General features: G+C 69.7%; 18 protein-coding genes, 1 tRNA gene and 2 pseudogenes. 18 read left to right on the plus strand and 3 right to left on the minus strand.

Translation table 11 applies throughout. The features are described from left to right. Nucleotides 1–157: 157 nt before the first annotated feature. Entirely contained in the window at nucleotides 158–655 is a 498-nt protein-coding gene (locus FDZ84_RS22935; RefSeq protein ID WP_210435742.1) for an NUDIX domain-containing protein, read from the minus strand. A 126-nt stretch (nucleotides 656–781) separates the two neighbouring features. On the opposite strand from FDZ84_RS22935, the gene FDZ84_RS22940 reads away from it, so the two are divergent. The 3 genes from FDZ84_RS22940 (at nucleotide 782) to FDZ84_RS22955 (ending at nucleotide 3,227) form a co-directional block, all read left to right on the plus strand. After that, entirely contained in the window at nucleotides 782–1,801 is a 1,020-nt protein-coding gene (locus FDZ84_RS22940; protein ID WP_246868358.1) for a DNA polymerase IV, read from the plus strand. A 346-nt stretch (nucleotides 1,802–2,147) separates the two neighbouring features. Then, entirely contained in the window at nucleotides 2,148–2,288 is a 141-nt protein-coding gene (locus tag FDZ84_RS22950; protein ID WP_168587580.1) for a hypothetical protein, read from the plus strand. Between the two features lie 72 nt (nucleotides 2,289–2,360). Then, entirely contained in the window at nucleotides 2,361–3,227 is an 867-nt protein-coding gene (locus tag FDZ84_RS22955; protein ID WP_168587581.1) for a universal stress protein, read from the plus strand. Between the two features lie 305 nt (nucleotides 3,228–3,532). Here FDZ84_RS22955 and mftR read toward each other — a convergent pair whose 3' ends face one another. Beyond that, complete coding sequence (gene mftR / locus FDZ84_RS22960) at nucleotides 3,533–4,099, minus strand: mycofactocin system transcriptional regulator (RefSeq protein ID WP_246868359.1); 567 nt, start codon at nucleotides 4,097–4,099, stop codon at nucleotides 3,533–3,535. A 176-nt stretch (nucleotides 4,100–4,275) separates the two neighbouring features. On the opposite strand from mftR, the gene mftA reads away from it, so the two are divergent. The 15 genes and pseudogenes from mftA (at nucleotide 4,276) to FDZ84_RS23035 (ending at nucleotide 18,187) form a co-directional block, all read left to right on the plus strand. Continuing rightward, nucleotides 4,276–4,362, plus strand: coding sequence for a mycofactocin precursor MftA (gene mftA / locus FDZ84_RS22965; protein ID WP_246869212.1), 87 nt, complete (start codon nucleotides 4,276–4,278; stop codon nucleotides 4,360–4,362). 2 nt (nucleotides 4,363–4,364) lie between these two features. Beyond that, nucleotides 4,365–4,637: a mycofactocin biosynthesis chaperone MftB gene (mftB, locus tag FDZ84_RS22970; protein ID WP_168587584.1), complete on the plus strand. Its 273-nt coding sequence runs from the start codon at nucleotides 4,365–4,367 to the stop codon at nucleotides 4,635–4,637. A gap of 197 nt (nucleotides 4,638–4,834) precedes the next feature. After that, nucleotides 4,835–5,350 (plus strand): annotated as a pseudogene (gene mftC / locus FDZ84_RS22975) (mycofactocin radical SAM maturase); the annotation flags it as partial. A 40-nt stretch (nucleotides 5,351–5,390) separates the two neighbouring features. Further along, complete coding sequence (locus tag FDZ84_RS22980) at nucleotides 5,391–6,659, plus strand: IS4 family transposase (protein WP_168587112.1); 1,269 nt, start codon at nucleotides 5,391–5,393, stop codon at nucleotides 6,657–6,659. Nucleotides 6,660–6,882: 223 nt separating this feature from the next. Further along, nucleotides 6,883–7,572, plus strand: a pseudogene (mftC, locus tag FDZ84_RS22985) (mycofactocin radical SAM maturase); the annotation flags it as partial. Further along, nucleotides 7,569–9,503, plus strand: coding sequence for a mycofactocin system FadH/OYE family oxidoreductase 1 (locus FDZ84_RS22990; RefSeq protein ID WP_168587585.1), 1,935 nt, complete (start codon nucleotides 7,569–7,571; stop codon nucleotides 9,501–9,503). The pseudogene mftC (FDZ84_RS22985) and the gene FDZ84_RS22990, both read left to right, overlap by 4 nt. Continuing rightward, nucleotides 9,500–11,443: a mycofactocin system FadH/OYE family oxidoreductase 2 gene (locus tag FDZ84_RS22995; protein ID WP_168587586.1), complete on the plus strand. Its 1,944-nt coding sequence runs from the start codon at nucleotides 9,500–9,502 to the stop codon at nucleotides 11,441–11,443. The genes FDZ84_RS22990 and FDZ84_RS22995 overlap by 4 nt, the downstream gene beginning before the upstream one ends. Next, a complete protein-coding gene (locus FDZ84_RS23000; RefSeq protein ID WP_168587587.1) occupies nucleotides 11,440–12,375 on the plus strand; it encodes a mycofactocin-associated electron transfer flavoprotein alpha subunit in 936 nt (311 codons plus the stop codon). The genes FDZ84_RS22995 and FDZ84_RS23000 overlap by 4 nt, the downstream gene beginning before the upstream one ends. Then, nucleotides 12,368–13,672: an FAD-dependent oxidoreductase gene (locus FDZ84_RS23005; protein ID WP_168587588.1), complete on the plus strand. Its 1,305-nt coding sequence runs from the start codon at nucleotides 12,368–12,370 to the stop codon at nucleotides 13,670–13,672. Before FDZ84_RS23000 ends, FDZ84_RS23005 begins: the two co-directional genes overlap by 8 nt. Nucleotides 13,673–14,038: 366 nt before the next feature. After that, nucleotides 14,039–14,332, plus strand: a complete 294-nt coding sequence (locus tag FDZ84_RS23010) for a ferredoxin family protein (RefSeq protein WP_168587589.1) — start codon at nucleotides 14,039–14,041, stop codon at nucleotides 14,330–14,332. 1 nt (nucleotide 14,333) lies between these two features. Then, nucleotides 14,334–15,212 (plus strand): mycofactocin-associated electron transfer flavoprotein beta subunit, encoded by an 879-nt coding sequence (locus FDZ84_RS23015; protein ID WP_168587590.1) that lies wholly within the window; start codon nucleotides 14,334–14,336, stop codon nucleotides 15,210–15,212. Further along, nucleotides 15,209–15,991: a mycofactocin-coupled SDR family oxidoreductase gene (locus tag FDZ84_RS23020; RefSeq protein WP_168587591.1), complete on the plus strand. Its 783-nt coding sequence runs from the start codon at nucleotides 15,209–15,211 to the stop codon at nucleotides 15,989–15,991. The genes FDZ84_RS23015 and FDZ84_RS23020 overlap by 4 nt, the downstream gene beginning before the upstream one ends. Then, nucleotides 15,988–17,343 carry a mycofactocin biosynthesis glycosyltransferase MftF gene (gene mftF, locus FDZ84_RS23025; RefSeq protein ID WP_168587592.1) on the plus strand — a complete coding sequence of 452 codons (1,356 nt, stop codon included), beginning with the start codon at nucleotides 15,988–15,990 and terminating at the stop codon, nucleotides 17,341–17,343. Before FDZ84_RS23020 ends, mftF begins: the two co-directional genes overlap by 4 nt. Then, nucleotides 17,340–18,080 carry a mycofactocin biosynthesis peptidyl-dipeptidase MftE gene (gene mftE, locus FDZ84_RS23030; RefSeq protein ID WP_168587593.1) on the plus strand — a complete coding sequence of 247 codons (741 nt, stop codon included), beginning with the start codon at nucleotides 17,340–17,342 and terminating at the stop codon, nucleotides 18,078–18,080. The genes mftF and mftE overlap by 4 nt, the downstream gene beginning before the upstream one ends. A 33-nt stretch (nucleotides 18,081–18,113) precedes the next feature. After that, nucleotides 18,114–18,187, plus strand: a tRNA-Pro gene (locus FDZ84_RS23035). A gap of 378 nt (nucleotides 18,188–18,565) precedes the next feature. Here the strand turns inward: FDZ84_RS23035 and FDZ84_RS23040 are convergent. Further along, nucleotides 18,566–20,278 (minus strand): IS1182 family transposase, encoded by a 1,713-nt coding sequence (locus FDZ84_RS23040; protein WP_246869213.1) that lies wholly within the window; start codon nucleotides 20,276–20,278, stop codon nucleotides 18,566–18,568. Nucleotides 20,279–20,996: the final 718 nt, after the last annotated feature.

The raw sequence follows: 20,996 nt of genomic DNA on the forward strand, positions 1-20,996 counted from the left end.
CGAGTGGTGGTCGACCAGGCGCCGCCGGAAGTCCGCGAAGTCGCGGTCGGGGCCGCTTCAGGCGACCTCGGCGAACGCGGTCGGCCGGGGGAGGCGGCGTAGTCCACGCGGCGCGGAGTGTTCAGGTACTCGGTCCAGACCTGCGCCTACGCAGTTCTCACGGCAGGCGGCCGGCGGCGCGCAGCAGGTCGAGCAGTCGGTCGACGAACTCGGCTTGGGCAGGGTTGAGCTTCTCGCGGGCGGTTCCCGGGTCGCACCACAGGGCGCGGTCGACCTCCGGGAAGCTCTGGCAGCGGCCCGACTTCGGCGGCCACTCCATCTCGAACTCGTTGCTGCGCAGGGCGTTCGCATCGAAATCGCCCTCGATGGCCCAAGCCGTCACAAGTTTGCCGTTGCGCTGCTTCACCTCGCCGAGCGGCGAGAGCTCGCGATCGGTCAACGGCATGCCGGTCTCCTCGGCGAACTCGCGGGTGGCCGCGGCAAGCGCGTCCTCGTCCGGCTCGTGCTCGCCCTTGGGGATGGACCATGCCCCGGCGTCCTTCTTCTTCCAGAACGGACCGCCCGGGTGCACGACGAGGACCTGCGGTGATCCGTCCTCGATCTTGAACAGCAGGATGCCGGCGCTTCGTTTGCTCACCCCACCAGTGTCACGCACCCTGGCCGGTAGCGAAGCACGGTGTCCGAAGCGGATGGTCGCGCTGGACAGGTGGTTCGGGTCCGTCGGCGAGCCGATCTGGCGGAATTCGTGAAATCCGTCGATGCTGGCAGCGTGGAACGGGTCGTGCTGCACGTGGATCTCGATCAGTTCATCGTGGCGGTCGAGCTGCTGCGACATCCCGAGCTGCGGGGACGGCCGGTGCTCGTCGGCGGGTCCGGCGACCCGAAGGAGCGCGGCGTGGTGGCCGGGGCGTCCTACGAGGCGCGGGAGTTCGGGGTCCGCTCCGGGACACCGCTGCGCACTGCGGCAGCCCGTTGCCCGGGGGCGGTGTTCCTGCCCGCCGACCGCGAGACCTACCTCGTCGCGTCCGCCGACGTGATGGCGGCGCTGCGGGAGGTCGGCGGCATCCTGGAGGTTGCGGGGTGGGACGAGGCGTTCATGCTGGTCGACACCGAGGGCGCCGAGTTCACCGCGCGATCGGTGCAGCGGCACGTGCGGGAACGCACCGCCCTGGCGTGCTCGGTGGGCATCGGCGACAACAAGCTCCGCGCGAAACTGGCCTCCGGGTTGGCCAAACCCGCCGGGGTGTTCCGGCTGGACGTGTCCAACTGGGTCGAGGTGATGGCGTCGCGTCCGACGGACGCGTTGTGGGGCGTCGGGGCGAAGACGGCGAAGAAGCTCGCGGCGCGTGGCATCGCCACCGTCGGCGACCTGGCGCGGACCGCGATGGCCGACCTCGTGGGCGAATTCGGCCCCAACATCGGGCCCTGGCTCGTCGCGCTCGCGCACGGCTACGACTCGACGCCGGTCACCGACGAGCCCTACCAGGCGCGCTCGCACGGCCGTGAGGTCACCTTCCAGAAGGACCTCCGCGACGAAGCCGAGATGCGCTCGGAGATCACCCGCCTGTCGCGCGTCGTCGCCGATGACCTGGCCGTCGAGGACGCCCTGGCCCGCCGGGTCGTGGTGAAGGTGCGCGATTCCCGCTTCGCCACCCACACCCACGGAGTGTCGCTGCCGGCTCCCACTCGCGAAGCCGACGCCATCGAGCGCGCCGCCCAGACCGCACTCGGCCGGTTCCCGCTGGACCGCCCGGTCCGCCTGCTCGGCGTCCGCGCCGAGATCGCCCGCACGGCAAGCTGAGGCGAACGGACCGCCCGTCTCGCTAGGTGGCGCGAACTGTCCGTCCGTTTCAGACCTCTGGTGCGCGTTCTGTGAGGGCCTTGTTCAGCAGCTGGGCCAGGTGGTAGTCGACGCGGCTGCGCATCGCCAGCGCATCGCCAGCGCATCGCCAGCGCATCGCCAGCGCATCGACTCGGCGAGCTCGCCGGGCATGTGCTGGGTGACCCCACCGCGCTCAACATCACCGACCACGCCTGATCCCGGTTTCCGCCAGTCAGATACCGATCGTGCTCTTGGCCGCTGCAGAGCGTGTTCCGGAATGTGTTGATTGAGGCGAATGGACCGTTCGTGCCGTCCTATGAGGCTGTTGCGTTTTCGACGAAACGGCCGAACGGCCATGTACCGCGAGCTGTCCTTCAACGACCCGCACACCGACCTCGCGCAGCTCGGCGAGCTCGCCGACCGCAACACCGAGCTGCTCGTCGCCGGGCGCATGCCGACCCGCTGAGTTCCGGCGAGCGAGTCCGGGCGGGCTGGACCACCCTGGTGCCGTGATGCGGACAGCACCGGGGAGGCGGGCATGAGCGGCAGTCCAGTGATCGTGGGCGTCGACGGTTCGGCGGTCGCGCGGAACGCGGCCCGCTGGGCGGCGTGGGAGGCGGCGCGGCGTGGGGTCGATCTCCGAATCGTCTATGCGGACGCGACCGCCCAACCCGTGCTGGGCGAAGCTGAGCCGGCGCCCGTCCGCGGCGAGGTCGCGCACTGGCTGGACGCCGCCGTCGAGAGCGCGCGCGAGCAGGCGCCGGAGGTGTCCGTCGCAGCCGCGTCCGTGCCGGGCACGGCGGAGAAGGTGCTGATCGCGGAGTCCGAGCGCACCGGGCTCCTGGTGGTGGGTGATCGCGGTTTCGGCGGCTTCACCGGCCTGCTCGCCGGTGCCGTCGCGGTGAAGGTGGCCGCGCACGCGCACTGCACGGTGGCGGTCGTGCCGGATGTCGGTGAGCCGCTGCGCTTCCCGGTGACCGGACCGGTCGTGGCCGGGGTGGACGACGCCGCGTCGGCAGAGCCCGTGCTGGAGCACGCCTTCGCGGTGGCCGCCTCCCGGGCTGTGCCGCTGCACGTCGTGCACACCTGGGAAGTGGTCGGGGTCGATCTCAAGTGGCTGCGCACCCGGCTGCCCGAGCAGGAGGTCAGCGAGAACGAGGAGCGGTACGTCGCCGAGGTCCTGGCGGGCTGGGAGGAGCGGTTCCCCGACGTCGAGGTGCTGCGGTTCGTCGGCCGCGGATCACCGACCGCGGAGCTGCTCGCCCGCGCGGCGGCTGCGCAGCTCGTGGTGGTGGGCGCGCGCGGCCGCGGCGGCGTCGCCGGCGCCCACCTGGGCTCGACCAGCCACAAGCTGATCCACCACTCGCCCTGCCCGGTCCTGGTCGTCCGCAACATCGCGCGCTAAAAATCCCTTTCGTCGCAACGAGTTCGAGGTCCGGCAGGCTCCGGGGATCGCCCCTTGACTGCGTCCCCCGGTATTTCCATGCTCGGGAAGCCATACGTGACCTTCAAGGCCATTCGACGATGAGTGGGATATGACCCCGACGTCTCCGGTTTCAAGGAGGGCGACCACGGGCATCGGCGGCGTCGGCATCAACGCCGCGCAGGGTGCCGCGGCGGCGGCGCGCGCTATGTGGTCGCGGTCGACCCGGTCGCGTTCAAGCGGGAGAAGGCAGCGACTACTGATCCGGGCCGATGCGGGGCGGGATGTCACTCGGCGTCCGGCCGCCCGAATGCTGCGGCAAGTTCGCGCATCGCGGTGTCGAGCAGTTCGGTGAGCTCGGAATCCGTTTTGCCGAGCCACTGTTCGTAGGCGGCGATGGCGACGCCGAGCGTGGCGTGGGCGATGGCCTGCGGCGTGAGGGCGTCCTCGGGCTGGCCGAGGCGTTCGCCGACGAATTCGGCGATGACCTGACGCCAGGCCTGGAACCGCAGCGTCGAGTGGGCCTGCAAGGCGGGCACCCCGAGGATGAGCTGCATCCGGCGGCGGTGCGCCGGAACCTGCTCCGGAGCGACCCGGTTGAACTCGACCAGGCAGTGGCGGATCGCGTCCATCAGTGGGGTTTCCGGCGGCGCGGCGTGGAAGTCCGCGCGCATCCGGTCCAGTTCACCGTCGAAGTCGCCCCACGGGACGTCGTTCTTCGACGGGAAGTAGTGGAAGAACGTCCGCCGAGCGATGCCCGCCGCGCGGGCGATGTCGGCGACGGTGGTGTGCTCGAAGCCGTGTTCGTCGAAGAGTTCGAACGCGACCTGCTCCAGCTCGGCGGCGGTGGTCACCTTCCGTCGACCACCGAGGCGGTCGGCTGCGCCAATGGTGTTGTGCCCCAAAGGATGCATCTCCAGGTCTTTCAAAATGCACTCGGTGCAAATATGGTAGCCGAAGTGGTCAGGGCGGCCGACTCGGTTCGGCCCTCATCGACGAGGAGCATCGCATGGCTGACGAACAGCACGAGATGGGCACTGCCGCCGCGGACCCGGCGGTCGAAGAGGACCTGCTGGTCGAAGAGGTCTCGATCGACGGGATGTGCGGGGTCTACTAGCGGTGGCCGGTGCAGCGGAATTCGATCCGAGTCGCGGTTACCGGCTGAACCCGCAGGTCGCGTTGCGCCCCGAGCCGTTCGGGGCGCTCGCGTACCACTTCGGCAACCGCAGGCTGTCGTTCCTGAAGGTTCCCGAGCTGGTGGACCTGGTGCGCGGGCTCGCCGAGCACGCCAGCGTCGAGGACGCCCTGCTGGACGTCCCGGCGGAGCGCCGGGCGCAGTTCCGGAGGGCGCTGTCCTCGCTGGCGGCCACGGACATGATCCGGCCCCGATGATCGGTGGCGATTTCGCGCGAAATCGCCGCCTCCCCTGCACGGGAAGCGTCGATTTCGCGCGAAATCGTGAGTCCCTACCCGACCCGAGTCCGTACCCGACCCGAGTCCCTACCCGACCCGAGTCCCTACCCGACCCGAGTCCGTACCTGACCGGAGTCCGTACCTGTCCCGAGTCCGTCGAACCCGTGGAGTCGAAGATGACTGCTGTGCAACCGGCGCCCGTGCCGTCGCTGGTGGAGCAGTTCAAGGGTGGGCTGGCCGCCCCGATCTGCTTGACCTGGGAGTGGACCTATGCCTGCAACCTGGCTTGTGAGCACTGCCTTTCGTCGTCCGGGCGGCGGGATCCGCGCGAGCTGAGCACGGCCGAGATGAAGGCCGTGATCGACGAGATGCAGCGGATGCAGGTCTTCTACGTCAACGTCGGCGGCGGCGAGCCGACGGTGCGCCCGGACTTCTGGGAACTGCTGGACTACGCCATCGAGCACCAGGTAGGTGTGAAGTTCTCCACCAACGGGCTGCGCATCGACGCCGAGCGCGCCCGGCAGCTCGCGGCCACCGACTACGTGGACGTGCAGATCTCCCTGGACGGCGCGACGCGCGAGGTGAACGACGCCGTGCGCGGTCCCGGGTCGTTCGGCATGGCGATGCGCGCGCTGGAGAACCTGTCGGCGGCGGGCATGCGGGACTTCAAGATCTCGGTGGTCATGACCCAATGCCGCTTAGCTTGAGTTGATCTTGTTGTTGGTGGCGGGGATGATCTCGGGTGTGGTGGATGATGGCGTGGTGGCTGGGGCCCGGTTGACGGATCTGGTTTCGCTGGGGGTGCTGGCCTCGTCGGTTCCTCGGGATGTGGTCGATGAAGTGATCGTCGCGGCGGGGCGGCAGGCCAAGCGCTCGGATGGGAAGCTTCCGCCGCACGTCATGGTGTATTTCGTGATGGCGATGGCGTTGTTCGCCACGGAGGATTATGAGGAAGTCGCGGCCCGGCTGACCGATACGCTGGCGGCGTGGGGCTGCTGGGATCAGCAGTGGAGTCTGCCTACTTCGGGTGGGATCACCCAGGCTCGTCAGCGGTTGGGGGCCGAGCCGCTTGCGGAGTTGTTCGCCCGGGTCGCGGTCCCGGTGGCCGGGGAGCTGACCCGGGGTGCGTTTCTCGGGCCGTGGCGGTTGATGGCCATCGACGGGTTCGAGTGGGATGCACCGGACACCAAGGCCAACGGCGCGGAGTTCGGATACGGCGGCTCGGGGGAGAGCCGGTCGGCGTTTCCGAAGGTCCGTGTGGTGTCGGTCAGCGAGTGCGGCTCGCATGCGATGGTGGACGCTGAAATCGGTGGGGTCACCGGCAAGGGCAGCGGGGAACAGACCCTGGCGAGGCGATTGTACGGGCGCCTGCAGCCTGGCTGGTTGCTGATCGCCGACCGCAACTTCTACACCTGGCAGGACTGGTGCACCGCGGCTGACACGGGTGCGGAGCTATTGTGGCGCGTCAAGTCCAACACGAGGCTGCCGGTGCTGGGATCGCTGTATGACGGCTCCTACCGCTCGGTGCTGATCGAGGCGAAAATCCGGGGCAGGGCACGGCAAGCGCTCATCGACGCCGCCGCCCGCGGCGAGGATCTCCCTCCTGATCAGGCCAGGATTGTGCGGGTCGTGGAATACACGGTGCCCGACCGCGACGGCAACGGCAAGGGCGAACTGATCCGGCTGATCACCACTATCACCGACCCCACCGCAGCGCCGGCGGCGGCGTTGGCCGAGAGCTACCACCACCGCTGGGAACACGAAACCGCCAACGGACAGATCAAAACCGTCCTGCGCGGACCGGGAAGAGTGCTGCGGTCGAAAAGCCCCGACATGGTCCGCCAGGAGCTCTACGGCTACCTGCTCACCCACTACGCGATCAGCGCGCTGATCTGCCGGGCGGCCACCGAAGCCGACATCGACCCCGACCGGGTCAAATTCACCCGCACCGTCCGCATCGTCCGCCGCCGGATCGCCGATCCGGCGGCTTTTTCCCCCTGAACACCAGAAACGATCTCTGGCCGCTATCACCTCCGACATCACCGCCGCCCGCAACCTCAATCCCCGCCGCCGCCACCGCAGCTACCCCCGCGTGATCAAACGCGGCCGCCACAACGCCTACCGAGTCAAAAAACCCACCGACACCGGAACCCGCCACGACAGCCCGCCCAGCATCCAACTCACCCACACAGCAGCATGATCAAAATAGGCTAAGCGGCATTGGGTCATGACCCGGCAGAACGTGTCGCAACTGGACGATTTCAAGGCCATCGCCGACCGGTTCGGTGCGCAGCTGCGGATCACCCGGCTGCGCCCGTCGGGGCGCGGTGCGGACGTGTGGGACGAGCTGCATCCGACGGACGCGCAGCAGCGCGAGATCTACTCGTGGCTGGTCGAACACGGCGAGCAGGTGCTCACCGGGGACTCGTTCTTCCACTTGAACGCCCTTGGGTCGACGCCGCTGCCGGGTCTGAACCTGTGCGGCGCCGGTCGGGTGGTGTGCCTGATCGACCCGGTGGGTGATGTGTACGCGTGCCCGTTCGCGATCCACGACGAGTTCAAGGCCGGAAACGTGCGCGATGTCGGCGGATTCGCCCGGGTGTGGCGGGAATCTGAGCTGTTCACCGAGCTGCGGCAGCCGCAGTCCGGCGGTGCGTGTCAGTCGTGCTCGGAGTTCGACGCGTGTCAGGGCGGCTGCATGGCGGCCAAGTTCTTCACCGGCCTGCCGTTGGACGGCCCCGACCCGGAGTGCGTGAAGGGGCACGGGCAGACCGCACTGTCCGTTGTGGACCGTTCGGGATTGCCGAAGGCGTCGCGGGACCATTCCCGGTCGTCGCGGCGGCGGGTCGGGCTGGGCATGCCATCGGTGCCGGCCAAGCCGTGCGACTCCAGCCCGCTGGCGAGCCAGTCGTGAGACTGACCGACGGCGTCCGGCTGGGCGCGGTGCCGGCCCCGTCGCGGGTGCTGTTCGGGCCGCACGAGACGAATCTGGGCCGTGGCCGCGGCATTTCCGACCGGCATGTGGCGTACTACGCGGCGCGGGCGGCCGGCGGTGCAGGCGTGATCGTCACAGAGACCGCCAGCGTGCACGCCTCCGACTGGCCCTACGAGCGCGCACCCCTCGCCGCGGAGTGCGGCCAGGGGTGGGCGGCTGTCGCCGAGGCCTGCCGGCCGCACGGCGCGGTGGTGCTCGCCGGTCTTGGGCACTCCGGCTCGCAGGGAGCTTCGGCGTTCTCGCAGAGCGCGCTGTGGGCGCCGTCGCGGGTGCCGGACGTGGCCAGTCGCGAGATGCCGATGGAGATGGAGCAAGGCGAGATCGACGAGCTCGTCGCGGGTTTCGCCGCCGCGGCGGAATCGGCCGTGCGGGCCGGGTTGGACGGCGTCGAGATCGAGGCGGGCCAGTACTCGCTGCTCCGCCAGTTCCTGTCCGGACTGACCAACCGGCGCGACGACGCCTACGGCGAGGACAAAACACGGCTGTTGAGCGATGTTCTGGCTGCCGTTCGCCGCACGGTCGGTGACCGCGTTGTGGGGCTGAGGCTGTCCTGCGACGAACTCGCGCCCTGGGCGGGAATCACCCCGGAGCAGGCCGCCGGGATCGTCGAGGCCGTGCTGGACCGGATCGACTACCTCGTGGTGGTGCGCGGATCCGCGATGGGGACCTCGGCGACGCGGCCCGACCTGCACACCGAGCCGGGCTTCAACATCGACCTGTGCCGCCAGATCCGGTCGGTCGTGAGTGAAAAATCCGTTAAGAACCGGAACGAACACTCACGAGCGTTGGTGGTGCTGCAGGGCAGCGTCGTCGAGCATCAGCAGGCGCAGCAGGCGCTGGACGGCGGTGTCGCGGATCTGGTCGAGATGACCCGGGCGCAGATCGCCGAGCCACGGCTGGTCGAGCTGGTCCGCGCCGGGCACGCGGACCGGGTCCGGCCCTGCGTGCTGTGCAACCAGAAGTGCCGCGTCCGGGACAACCGCAACCCCGTCGTCTCGTGCATCGGCGAGCCCTTCAGCGGGCACGAGGGCGAACGCGGCAGCGTGGCCGGTCCGCCGCGTAACGTGCTGGTCGTCGGCGGCGGGCCTGCCGGGTTGGAAGCAGCGAGGGTGCTGGCCGAGGGCGGGCATGCCGTCGAGATCGTCGAGCGCTCCGATCGGCTCGGCGGCACGGCGTCGCTGGCGGCGGAGGTCGGCGGGCGCGGTCGGCTGCGCGGGCTCGTGGACTGGCTGGAGGCGGAGGTGCGCCGGCTCGGCGTGCGCGTCATGCTCGGCACCGAGATCACCGAAGCCGACCTGGACACCGACCGGGAAGTGCTGGTCGCCACCGGATCGGTCCCCGGACCCCGCGCGTACGAGGTCCTCAGCGGCGCGGTCGTCGACGTCGTGGACCTGCTCGGCGGACGCTCCCCGGCGGCTGGGCCGGTGGTGGTGTTCGACCCGGTCGGGGACGCGGTCGGGGTCGGAGTCGCCGAGCTGCTGGCCGGGCAGGGGCGGGAGACGGCGATCGTCACGCAAGACCAGGTAGTGGGCACGCAACTGGCCCTGACCGGCGACCTGGCCGACGCCAACGGGCGGTTGCAACGCGCCGGGGTCCGGCTGGAGAAGCGCTCGCTGCTGCGCGAGGTCCATCCCGATCACGTGGTCCTGGAAGACACCTTCACCGCCCAGCGCCGAACCCTGCCGTGCGCGACACTGATCCACTGTGGACATAGGCTGCCGAACCCGCAGCTGGCCGCGTGGCCGCGGGCCGGCGACTGCGTGGCGCCCAGGACCATCCACGAGGCGATCCTGGAAGGACGCCGTGCGGCGCGCGACATCGCCGCGCTGGTCGGAGGAGGGGTGAGATGAGCCGCTACCTGTTCTCGCCGCTGCGGATCGGCCCGGTGACCGTGCGCAACCGCATCGTGTTCTCGGCGCACCTGACGAACTACGCCGAAGACGGCCTGCCCAGCGAGCAGCACGCCGCCTACTACGCGGCGCGCGCCGCCGGTGGCGCCGGCCTGGTGATCACCGAGGAACATTCGACGCACCCGACGGACTGGCCGTACGAGAAGCTGATCCACGGCTTCCACCGGTCGGTCGTGCCCGGCTACCGCCGGATCACCGAAGCGGTCCACGCCCACGGTGTTCCGATCTTTGCCCAGCTCAACCACAACGGCGGCCAGGCGTCCTCGATGTACTCCAGGCTGCCGGTGTGGGCCCCCTCCGCCGTGCCGGACCCAATGTTCCGCGAGGTGCCCAAGGCGATCGACAGCCGCGAGATCGCCGAGGTCGTGGCCGGGTACGGCACCGTCGCCAGGCACTGCGCGGAGGGCGGATTCGACGGCGTCGAGCTGCAGTGCTCGCACTCGTCGATCGTGCGCGGCTTCCTCTCCCCGGCGACGAACAAGCGCACCGACGCCTACGGCGGAACGCTGGTCAACCGCGCACGAATTCTGCTGGAGATCATCGACGCGGTGCGCGAGGCGCTCGGTCCTGACCGGGCGCTGGGCGTTCGGTTGTGCGGCGACGAGCTGATCGAGGGCGGCACCACCATCGACGAGGCGGTCGAGGTCGCTCGCATGGTGGAGGCCACCGGCAAGGTCGACTACATCAACACCTCCATCGGCGTGGCCACCTCGACGCTCTACATGATCGAGGCGTCGATGGCGATCCCGCCGGGCTACGCGCTGTTCATCTCCAACGCCATCCGCCGCGCCGTGCGGCTGCCCGTGGTGGGCGTGGGGCGGATCAAGGACCCGCTGCAGGCCGAGCGCGCGCTCGAAGAGGGCCACTGCGACCTGATCGGCGTCGTGCGCGGCCAGATCGCGGACCCGGACTTCGCGGCCAAGGCCCGCTCCGGGCACGCGAGCGACATCCGGACCTGCTTGTCCTGCAACCAGGAATGCGTCGGGCGGATGGGGCTGAACCGCTGGCTCGGCTGCATCGAGAACCCGCGGACCGGCAAGGAATCCGTGGCGCTGCCGATGCCCCGGGCGCGCAAGCGGGTGCTCGTCGTCGGGGGCGGACCGGCGGGCCTGCAAGCCGCGTCGACCGCGGCCGAGCGGGGCCACCACGTGACGCTGTTCGAGCGGGAACAGGCTACCGGCGGGCAGGTCGCCGTCGCCGCGACGGTGCCCAGCCGCGCCGAATTCCTCGACGTGGTCCGGAACCTGCGCGCGGAATGCGAGCGATACGGCGTGGACGTCAAGACCGGTGTCGCGGCGACCGCGGAGATGCTTCGCGACGAGCATCCGGACGTGGTCGTGCTCGCGACCGGGGCCCGGCCGCAGCCGGTGCACTGGGCCGGCGGCCTCGACCGGATCGTCGACGTCCGCGATGTCCTGGAAGGCCGTGCGGCCCCGGCGGGCGACGTGCTGGTCGTCGACGACCTGGGGTTCCACCAGGCGGCCTCGGTCGCCGAGCTGCTGGCCGACCGCGGCTGCCGGATCCAGATCTCCACGCCGGGCATGGTGGTCTGCCAGGACCTCGGCGTGACCCTGGACCTGGAGACCTTCAACGTCCGTGCACATGCGAAAGGCATCGGGCAGCGCACCGACGAGGTCGTAATGTCGGCATCGGCCGAGTCGGACGGCGTCGCGCTGCAAATCCTCAAGCACACCACCGGGGAGATGACCGAGGCCCGCTTCGACTGGGTAGTGTGCGCGGCGCACCAGGCCCCGGACGACGCCCTGTGGCACGAGCTGAAGAAAGCCCCGTTCCCGGTGCACCGGGTCGGCGACTGCATCACGCCGCGTCGCGCGCACGCCGCGGTCGTCGAAGGACATCGAGTGGCGGTGGGCCTGTGAATGTACTGCCGGAGATGCTCGCGGTCGTGATCGTCCGCGACGGGACGCTGCCCGGCGGCGCCGACGAAGTGGCGGCCGAATGCGGCGGCGCGGTCCTCGTGGCCGGCACCGGCACACCGGAGGCGGCTAGCGCTTTCACGGCGGCGCAGCGCATTTGGACGGCCGAGGCTCCGAGAATCGCGCCCGGAGCGCTGGCCGCAGCGCTGGCGCCGCTGCTCGAAGCGGTCGACGTCGTGGTGCTACCGGCCTCGCCGGACGGCCGCGACATCGCCGCCCGCCTTGCCTTCCAGAGCGAACGACCGCTGTTCGCCGGCGCGACCCGGTGCACCCCGAAGCACGTCGATCTGTCCAGGCTGGACGATTCGCTGGAAGTCCCGGTCGCCCTCGACGAACCGGCCGTGGTCACCCTCATCCCGGGCGTGCGCGGCACGCCGCGGCCGGTGGCGGCCCCGGAGCCGGTCGAGCTGACCATCACCCTGCCGGACGTGCTCGACGCCGAGGTCGTCGAGATCCTCGAACCGGATCCCGAAACCGTCGAACTGGCCGAGGCCAAGCGGGTCCTCGGCGGCGGAGCCGGGCTGGTGCGACCGGGCGAGGACGGCGCGGCGGTGATGCGCACCCTGACCGAGGTGGCCGCCGCGCTCGGAGCCTCCGCCGGCGCGACCCGGGTGATCACCGACGCGGGCTGGGCCGGGCACGATCGCCAGATCGGCACCACTGGCGTCGTCGTCGACCCCGACCTCTACGTCGCCTTCGGCGTCTCCGGAGCGACGCAGCACGTCGGCGGCCTGGGCCGACCGGCGCACGTGGTCAGCGTGAACACCGACCCGTCGTGCCCGATGACCGCGATGGCCGACCTGGGCATCGTCGCCGACGCGCCCGAAGTCCTGCGCGAACTGGCGCGCCGACTGAACGGGGCCGCCGATGGCTGAACAGTCCAGTGTGGACGCCGTGGTGGCCGGGGCGGGCCCGGCCGGTTCGGCCGCGGCGTTGGAGCTGGCCCGGGCGGGGCGCAGCGTGATCCTCCTGGAACGCGGCCCGTTCCCCGGCGCGAAGAACGTCTACGGCGGTGTTGTCTACGGCCGGGTGCTCGACGAGGTCCTGCCCCGCTGGTGGGAAGACGTGCCTGTCCAGCGGTGGGTCACCCGCCGCAGCACCATGATGATGACCCCCACCCAAGCCCTCACCGTCGACTTCCGCACGCAGGACTGGGGAAGCGCGCCGTACAACGGCATGACGACCTACCGCGCGGACTTCGACGCATGGCTGGCGGGCAAAGCGGTGGACGCCGGTGCGCAACTGGTGAGCTCCACCGTCGCCACCGAGCTGCTGCGCGACGCCTCCGGCCGCGTGGTCGGCGTCCGCACCGACCGCCCCGACGGCGACATCCGGGCGCAACTCGTCGTCGCCTGCGACGGAGTCAACTCGTTCCTGGCGAAGCAAGCCGGGCTGCTCCCGCGAACGGACCCCGAACACCAAACTCTCGGCGTGAAGGAAACCCTTTCGCTGCCGAGGAGAACGATCGAAGAGCGCTTCGGGCTAAACGTAGACGAGGGCGCAGACTTCGAAATCGTCGGCTGCACCGGAGAAATCCCCGGCGGCGGCTTCCTCTACACCAACCGCGACACCATCAGCGTCGGCGTGGTGCTGTCGCTCACCGGCCTGGCCAAGTCCGGCCGACGCCCCGAAGAAGTCCTCGCGGACCTCAAGGCTCACCCGGCGATTGCGCCCTACCTGCGCGGCGCGGAGCTGAAGGAGTACTCCGCACACCTGATCCCGGAGGGCGGCTACCGCAGCATGCCGCCGCTCACCGCGGACGGCCTGCTGGTCGCCGGGGACGCGGCCGCGATGTGCCTGGCGGCGGGAATCTGGCTGGAGGGCGTCAACTTCGCCATCGGCTCCGGTCTGGCCGCGGGCAGGACCGCCGCCGAAGCCATCGCCGCGGGCGACCCCACCCGGCTGGCCGGCTACCGCAAGCGGCTGGAGGACAACTTCGTGCTGACCGACCACAAGAACCTGCAGGGCGCCCCGCACCTGGTCCTCTCCGACCGGGTCCAGCGGCAGTACCCGCGGCTGCTGTGCGACTTCGCCCAGGAGGTCTTCACGGTCCGCAACCCGGAACCAAAATCCGGGCTCGGCAAGCTGTTCCGCCGAACCGCCGCCCGGCACGGCGTCCGGCTGCGACAACTCGCCGCCGATGCCTGGGCCGGCTTCCGGGTCTTCGGCTGAGGAGAGGCGACCTGGTGTGTGTTTCTCGTTCGCTGTTGACCATCGTCGGCAATGTTGGTCGGGACGTATCCCACTGGCGAATTCGCGCGGACGGCAGGTCGCTCGGCTGGCACTGCGCGCCGGCCGGAGCGAAAAGGATGCGCCACCGTTTGGTCTGGCCCTGCCGGACGTTGGTACTTCACCGATGCCGATGTGCGGAAGGGTCTGCAGCCGGGTTTCGACGAAACGGTAGCAACCGTGAAAACCATCGTGCGGGAACGGGCCGATCGCCGACCGGATCAGACTGCCGATCCAGGACTCCAGCCTGCGAGCGGAGAGCGATCCAACTGACGATCAACTCTGATCAATAAGTAGGAAGCAGTGCAAATGCACCAGTATCCCGAAGTGTCGTTCGAGGACCGGATGGGTACCGTCGACTTCCAGGTCGGCGGCCGCCCGCACATCACCGTGGACGCCGAGATCTGCCGGTCGTGCACCACGAAGGAATGCGTCCACGCCTGCCCGGCGAAGCTGTTCGTGCCCACCGGTGACGGCGGCATCCTGTTCAACTACGAGCAGTGCTTCGAATGCGGCACCTGCTACCAGATCTGCAACAAGGCCGGCGCCATCACCTGGACCTACCCGGATGGCGGGCACGGCGTCGTGTTCCGGAGGGGCTGACATGGGACCGCAGATCGTCGTGGCGCTGAGCTGGTCCTGGCTGCGGGTCCGGGTGGACCCGCTCACCGGTGCCCTCGACGCCGAGGACCGGGACCGGGGCGGCAACGCCGCCGAACTGGCAGCGCTGGAACACGGCCTCCGGCTCGCCGAGGAACTCGACGGCCGGGTGACGGCGGTGACCGTCGGACCGGTGGCGGCCGAGGAGATCCTGCGCACCGCGCTGGCGGCCGGCGCACACGAGGCGATCCGCGTCGAGCGGGACGACCAGCTGGAACCCGGCGCGCTGGTGCGCAACGGTGCCGACACGGCCAAGGCGATCGCATCCGCGCTCCGCGAACCGGATCTCGTGCTGTGCGGGGACAGATCGGCCGACGGCGGGACCGGAGCGACGCCCGCATTTCTCGCGGCCCGGCTCGGCGCAGCACAGGCGCTCGGCGTCGTGCGGCTCGAATGCGACGACGGGTCGCTGCTCGCGCACCGCAGGCTCGACGGCGGCAGCCGGGAGGTGCTGCGGCTGCCCAAGCCCGCGGTCGTGTCGGTCGAAGCCGCCGGTGTGCGCCTGCGCCGCGCGAGCCTGCCGGCGGTGCTTTCGGCGCAGAAGGCGGCTATCGAAACGATCCCCGGCGAGCCCAAGCGGCCACCCCAAGTGGTCGCTGCCCATGCGTTCCGTCCACGCCCGCGGGAGTTCCCCGCCCCGGCCGGAACGACGGCGCATGATCGTATGCTTGAACTGACCGGAGCGCTGCAGGACCGCACAGCACCGACCGTCATCGGACCGCTGCCGGCTGCCGAAGCGGCCGACGAACTCTTGGCCTACCTGCGACGCTACGGCTACCCCACCGGTTCGAGCTGCGCTGCAGAAGAGGAGGCGGCCAAGTGAGCAGGGTCGCGATCGTGACGGGTGCGGCGCGCGGAATCGGCGCGGCGGTTGTGGAGCGCCTCGCAGCGGACAGCTGGCGCGTGGTCGCAGTCGACATCTGCGCGGACATCCCGGGCGCTACCTATCCGCTGGGCACCAGGGACCAGCTGGCGGCATTGGCGGAGAAATGGCCGGAGTCGGTCCGCGACGTCGTCGCCGACGTCCGCGACGAAGCCGCGATCAGGCAGGCAGTCGCGGTGGCGGAGACCGAGTTCGGTGGCCTCGACGCGGCGGTCGCCTCCGCTGCGGTCATGGCAGGCGGGCAGCCGCTGTGGGAAACGTCGAACGACGAGTGGGACGCCCTGTTCGATGTCGGTGTCAGGGGAGTGGCGAACCTGGCCCGCGCCGCTGTCCCGCTGCTGCTGCAACGACCGCAACCCCGCACCGGCCGGTTCGTCGCCCTGGCCTCGTCGGCGGCCCACCGCGGCCTCTACCACCTCGCCGGGTACAACGCGGCCAAGCACGCCGTGGTCGGCCTGATCCGCGGCCTCGCCGCCGATCTCCGCGGCACCGGCATCACGGCCACCGCGGTATCGCCCGGCTCGACGCGGACGGACATGCTCACCGCCACCGCCGCCTACTACGACCTGCCGGACGTCGAGGAGTTCAGCCGGCACCAACTGGTCGAGCGCCTGCTGGAACCCGACGAAGTGGCGGCCGCGGTGTGCTGGCTGTGCAGCGAACAGGCCTCGGCCATCACGGGAACCGTGGTGCACGCCGACGGGGGGTTCACGGCATGACCCTCCGCCTGGTGCCGGACCCCAGCCTGCACCGCTGGGACGACGGGCGAACGCTGGCGGGCGGATCGCCGTTCCGCGTGCTGCGGCTCAACGCCAGAGGAGCGGACATCGTCGACGCCTGGATCGAGGGCGAGCCGGTGACCGACAGCGCCGCCGGCCTGGCGCAACGGCTCGTCCGGGCCGGAATGATGCACCCGCGCTACGACGAGACCCACCACGGGCCCAGCGACGTGACCGCGGTGATTCCGGTGCGGGACGGCGACCTGACCAGCCTGCTCGCGGCGCTCGACACGCCCGCCATCGTCGTGGACGACGGCTCCCGGCAGCCGGTTCCGGCAGCGTCAGTGCGCCACGAGACCGCCAGAGGCCCGGCGGCGGCCCGCAATGCTGGGTGGCGGCTGGCCCGAACACCGCTCGTGGCGTTCCTGGACGCCGACACGGTCCCGACCCATGGCTGGCTCGAACCCGTGCTCCGCCACTTCGAAGACCCAGCCGTGGCAGCCGTGGCACCGAGGGTCCGCAGCACACCGGGGAACACGATCCTCGCCCGCTACGAGAGCACCCGCTCCCCGCTCGACCTGGGCGGCGAGCCGGGCCTGGTACAACCCGGCAGCAGGATCAGCTACGTCCCGACGGCGGCGCTGGTGATCCGCGCCTCGGCGCTGCGCGAGCTGGACGGCTTCGACGAGGAACTGCGCTTCGGTGAAGACGTCGATCTGATCTGGCGGTTGATCTCCCGAGGACAGCTGGTCCGCTACGAGCCGGAGTCAGTCGTCGAACACGCGCCGCGAAAGAGCTGGACCGCCCTGCTGCGCCAACGATTCGACTACGGCACTTCGGCAGGACCGCTGGCGACGCGCCACGGCGACGCCGTCGCGCCGGTGCGGGCATCGCTTTGGAGCGCGGTGGCCTGGGCCCTGATCCTCACGGGCAGAACGGGTGCCGGACTGGCCGTGGTCGGCGCAACAGCGGCCCTGCTGACCCGCAAGCTCGGCAAGACCGGAATCCCCGCCCACGAGGCGATCCGCTTGGCGCTGCAAGGAAATCTCGGTGCCGGACGCTACTTCGCCGACGCCATCGGAAGGGCCTGGGCGCCGGTGGCCGTCCCGCTGCTGCTCCTCAGCCGCCGCGGCCGGGCGGTGCTCGGACTGGTGGCGCTCAGGCACCTGCTGGACTGGACCCGCGAACGACCGCCAGTGGGCCGAGCCCGCTGGTGCCTGGCGCGCATGGCCGACGACCTGGCCTACGGCTGCGGAGTCGCACGCGGCGCCCTCAAATCCAGAAGCCTCGCCCCACTGCTGCCCTTCCTGACCGACAAAGGTGGGCGCAGCAGCGTCCAGGTGTCGCGATGACTGCCCGCCTGGCGGATCTGACCTGGCCAGAGGTCGCAGAACTCGCGCCACGAAGCCTCCTCGCGGTCCCGGTGGGCGCGACCGAACAACACGGCCCGCACCTGCCCTTCACGGTCGACACCGATATCGCGGCGGAACTCTGCGACCGGCTGGCCCAGGAGCGGCCCGTCCTGGTGGCACCGCCGGTGACCTACGGCTCCAGCGGAGAGCACGCAGGCTTCCCGGGCACGCTGTCGATCGGCCAAGAAGCGGTCGAGCACCTGCTCGTGGAACTCGTCCGCTCGGCGGACGCCTTCGCGGGAGTGGTGCTGGTGTCGGCCCACGGAGGCAACGCCGAACCGGTCCGCCGCACCATCGAAACCCTGCGAGCGGAAGACCGCCGGGTGCTCGCCTGGGCACCGACGGGCCGCCCGGACGACACCCACGCGGGCCGCACCGAGACTGCGGCGATGCTGGCGATCCGCCCGCGCGCAGTGCGCCTCGAGCGAGCGGAGAGAGGCAACACCACGCCACTGCCGAACCTGATCGACACCCTCAGAGCCAACGGCGTGCGAGCGGCAACGGCCAACGGAGTCCTGGGCGACCCGACCGGCGCGACGCCGGAGGAGGGCACCCGGATCCTGACGGCCTGGACGAAGTCCCTCACGGCAACCGTGGACGCCTGGACCCCGCCTGACCAGGAAGAACACCAAGCGGAGGGCCCCGGTGATCGTCCATCCGGAGGTGGGGTAAGCTAACCGCACACCCCGAGAAGGGTGAAAATCGAACAACGGGCTGTAGCGCAGCTTGGTAGCGCACTTGACTGGGGGTCAAGGGGTCGCAGGTTCAAATCCTGTCAGCCCGACGTTGGCGGAAGCCCGCTGACCGGCACGTAAGTGCAGGTCAGCGGGTTTTTTGTTGTGTGTTGTGGATCTTGGTGGGATCGCAGAAGCAAGATCGAATCGGCGATCCAGGAGCGAATCAGGAGCGTGGGCGTCAGGTTTTTGACGGAACGCGCAAATGGGGTCGGATTCAGTGGTGACGCAGTGTAGCGGTTGGTCAAGGTTCGATAACGGACCTGAACTGAGTTGAAGAGGCGTCGGCGGTCATGTGTCAGTTGGTAGCTTGATGAGGGTGCTTGGGAGACGTTCTGTTCGGCTAGCGTCTGTTCGTTGGCGCCGCAGACCGTTCGGCGCAGCGCTGCGAAAGGCAGACCAAGTCGACCCTGCTGGTTAATTCCTGATCATGCTGCGAGGGCGTGTTCGAGGCGGGTGAGATGGCTGGTGCGGGTTCGGTCGAGGGGGTGGCCGTTCCACCAGGCATCGAGGCGGATCAGGTTGAGTGCGACCGCGGAGAACACGTGTTGCAGGTGGGTTTTGGCCAGTCCGCGGTAACGGGCGTGGCGCAGGTCGGTGACCGCGATGCCTTGGCGGATGGTGCCCTCGACCCCGGCCCGCAGCGCGTATTTGGCTTGCCAGTCGGTGGTTTCCTGGTCGGCGCGGGCGGCGCGTTGAGCCTCGTGGACGGCCCGCGGGTGCACGGTGATTTGCCGGCGCCGGGTCCGGGAGGTGGTGCACTGCTCGCGGACCGGACAGGGCCCGCAGGTGGCGGTCGCGAAGGTGATCACGATCGTGTCGGTGCCGCGCTGGGTGGCCGGGTTCCAGGTGGAGCTGGTCTGGCCTTGCGGGCAGGTGGCCTGCTCGCGGTCGAAATCGATGGTGAAGCGGGTGCGGTCGAACCCGGCGCCGGCCCGGGCCTGCGGTGAGTGGTCGGCCAGCAGCGGGGTGATCAACGTGACACCGAAATCGGTCGCGGAACTGACGATCAGCTCGGCCGAGGGGTAGCCGGAGTCCAGGTAGTGCTCGCCGGGCAGCAGGCCACGACGATCCAGTGCCTGGTGGATCGGTTCGGTCATGGCCACGTCCGGGACACTCGCGTCCGTGGTCGCCACGTTCGTGATCAGGTTGGGTCGTGGCACGGTGGCATCGGCCGGCTCCGGCTGGGTGCCGGGGCGCCGGCAGGTCTCGCTGAAGTGCACCTTGTAGCCGTTCCAGAAGGTGTCGCGTTTGCCGCCCCAGCGGGCATCGGTGTCATACGGCGAGGTCAGGCGCCATCTCCCTGGCGGGAGACCGTCCGTGTCCGCCTCCCGCCGTGTGATCACCTCCCGTCCGTTGCCGGTGATCGTGCGGGTGTAGTTCTGCAGCAGCACCACCCGCAGCACCTCCACGGCAGGCAACTCACGCAACCAGCCAGGAGCGTTCGGGGAATACACCGCCCGCAGCAGCGCATACCCGTCGGTACCGTAAGTCACCGCCAGATCCCGGCGTTTGGCCTCCGAGGTGGGCAGCCGCCAGGAATCCACCCGCGCGGCATACCGCTGTCCCCACGCCGGCACATCGATCGCCCCGGCCAGCCACTGCGGCACCGCGGCCGCGAGAGCCTCCAGCGCGGCCCGCACCGACTCACCCGCCAGCTCCAGCCGGTTGAGATCCCGCACCGCCGCCACCACGTGCGTGGAATCGGTGCGCTGCTTCCCGCCAGCGGCCACCAATCCCTTGTCCTGCAACGCTTTCAGCAGCAGATCCAGCGCCCGTTCCTCCAACCCGTGGGCGACCAGCCGGGTGCGGAACTCCGACAAGACCGACGCATCAAACCCTGGATCGTCCAGCTCCATCCCGAGCGCGTACTTCCAGTCCATGCCGAACCGGACCCGGTGGGCCGCACCCCGATCGGTCAGATTCTCCGCCATCTGTAACACCGTGACCAGCGCCAACCGTCCCGGCGACCACCCAGGCTTCCCCCGCACCCCGAACGCCTCGATGAACTCCGCATCGCTGAACAGCTCACCCAGCTCGTCACGGACCCGCATCGCCAACGGGTACTCGCTCGTGCCCGCCGCCGCCCGCGCGGCACGCACGGTCGCCTCCGGAATCCGCGGCCACGGCCGGGGCTGCATAGACACCACACACTCCATCCTGCGGCCAGGAAGCGGGTAAGTCGACCGCAGAAAGATCATGCACCAGATCAACAGATCACGGCGACACCAAACCCAACCCCTCGCCGAATTAGCCAGCAGGGTCCAAGTCAAAGGGAAAACGATCTGACCGTCCCGCCCGTTTCGCTGATTTCCGGACAGTGTCGGGTGCGTTCGTGTCTCTGGGCTGGCTTGTACAGGATGCACACGGGTTCCGGCCCTGCTCAGGCTCGGCGCATCACTGCGACCATTTGGTTCGTCGGATCAACCGGGCGGATCTGGCGGTGGGCAGTTTGACCGAAACTGGTACAAGTTGGATCCATGTGACGCTTGGTGTTGTCGTTGTTGCTGTTCATCGTTGATAGCACGCGCCAGGCGCACGTGCCTCTGTTATCGCGGATCGGTAGACACATACAAAGGCCGTAGGCAACAGAGGAGGCAAAAGTCGATCCACACCTGGTCGGCCGCCGCTGTTGGATTGGCCGGCTGCCGCTTTACCTGAAGGTGCTAAGCGGATGCACGTCATCGGGCGGTGGCCAAGCAACGCAACGACCAACCCGATACCACCCGAACGGGTGGTTTGGATGCGGATCGATTGTCCCAGCAGGGCTATCGGCGGATGCGTGTCTCGGTGGGAGCCCGATCACCTGTTACGGAGCGGGACGCATGTGACTAATTGTGGCCGTTGTTCTGTTTGCCT

The organism is Saccharopolyspora sp. ASAGF58, from assembly GCF_012277335.1.
GTDB classification, from domain to species: Bacteria; Actinomycetota; Actinomycetes; order Mycobacteriales; family Pseudonocardiaceae; genus Saccharopolyspora; species Saccharopolyspora hattusasensis.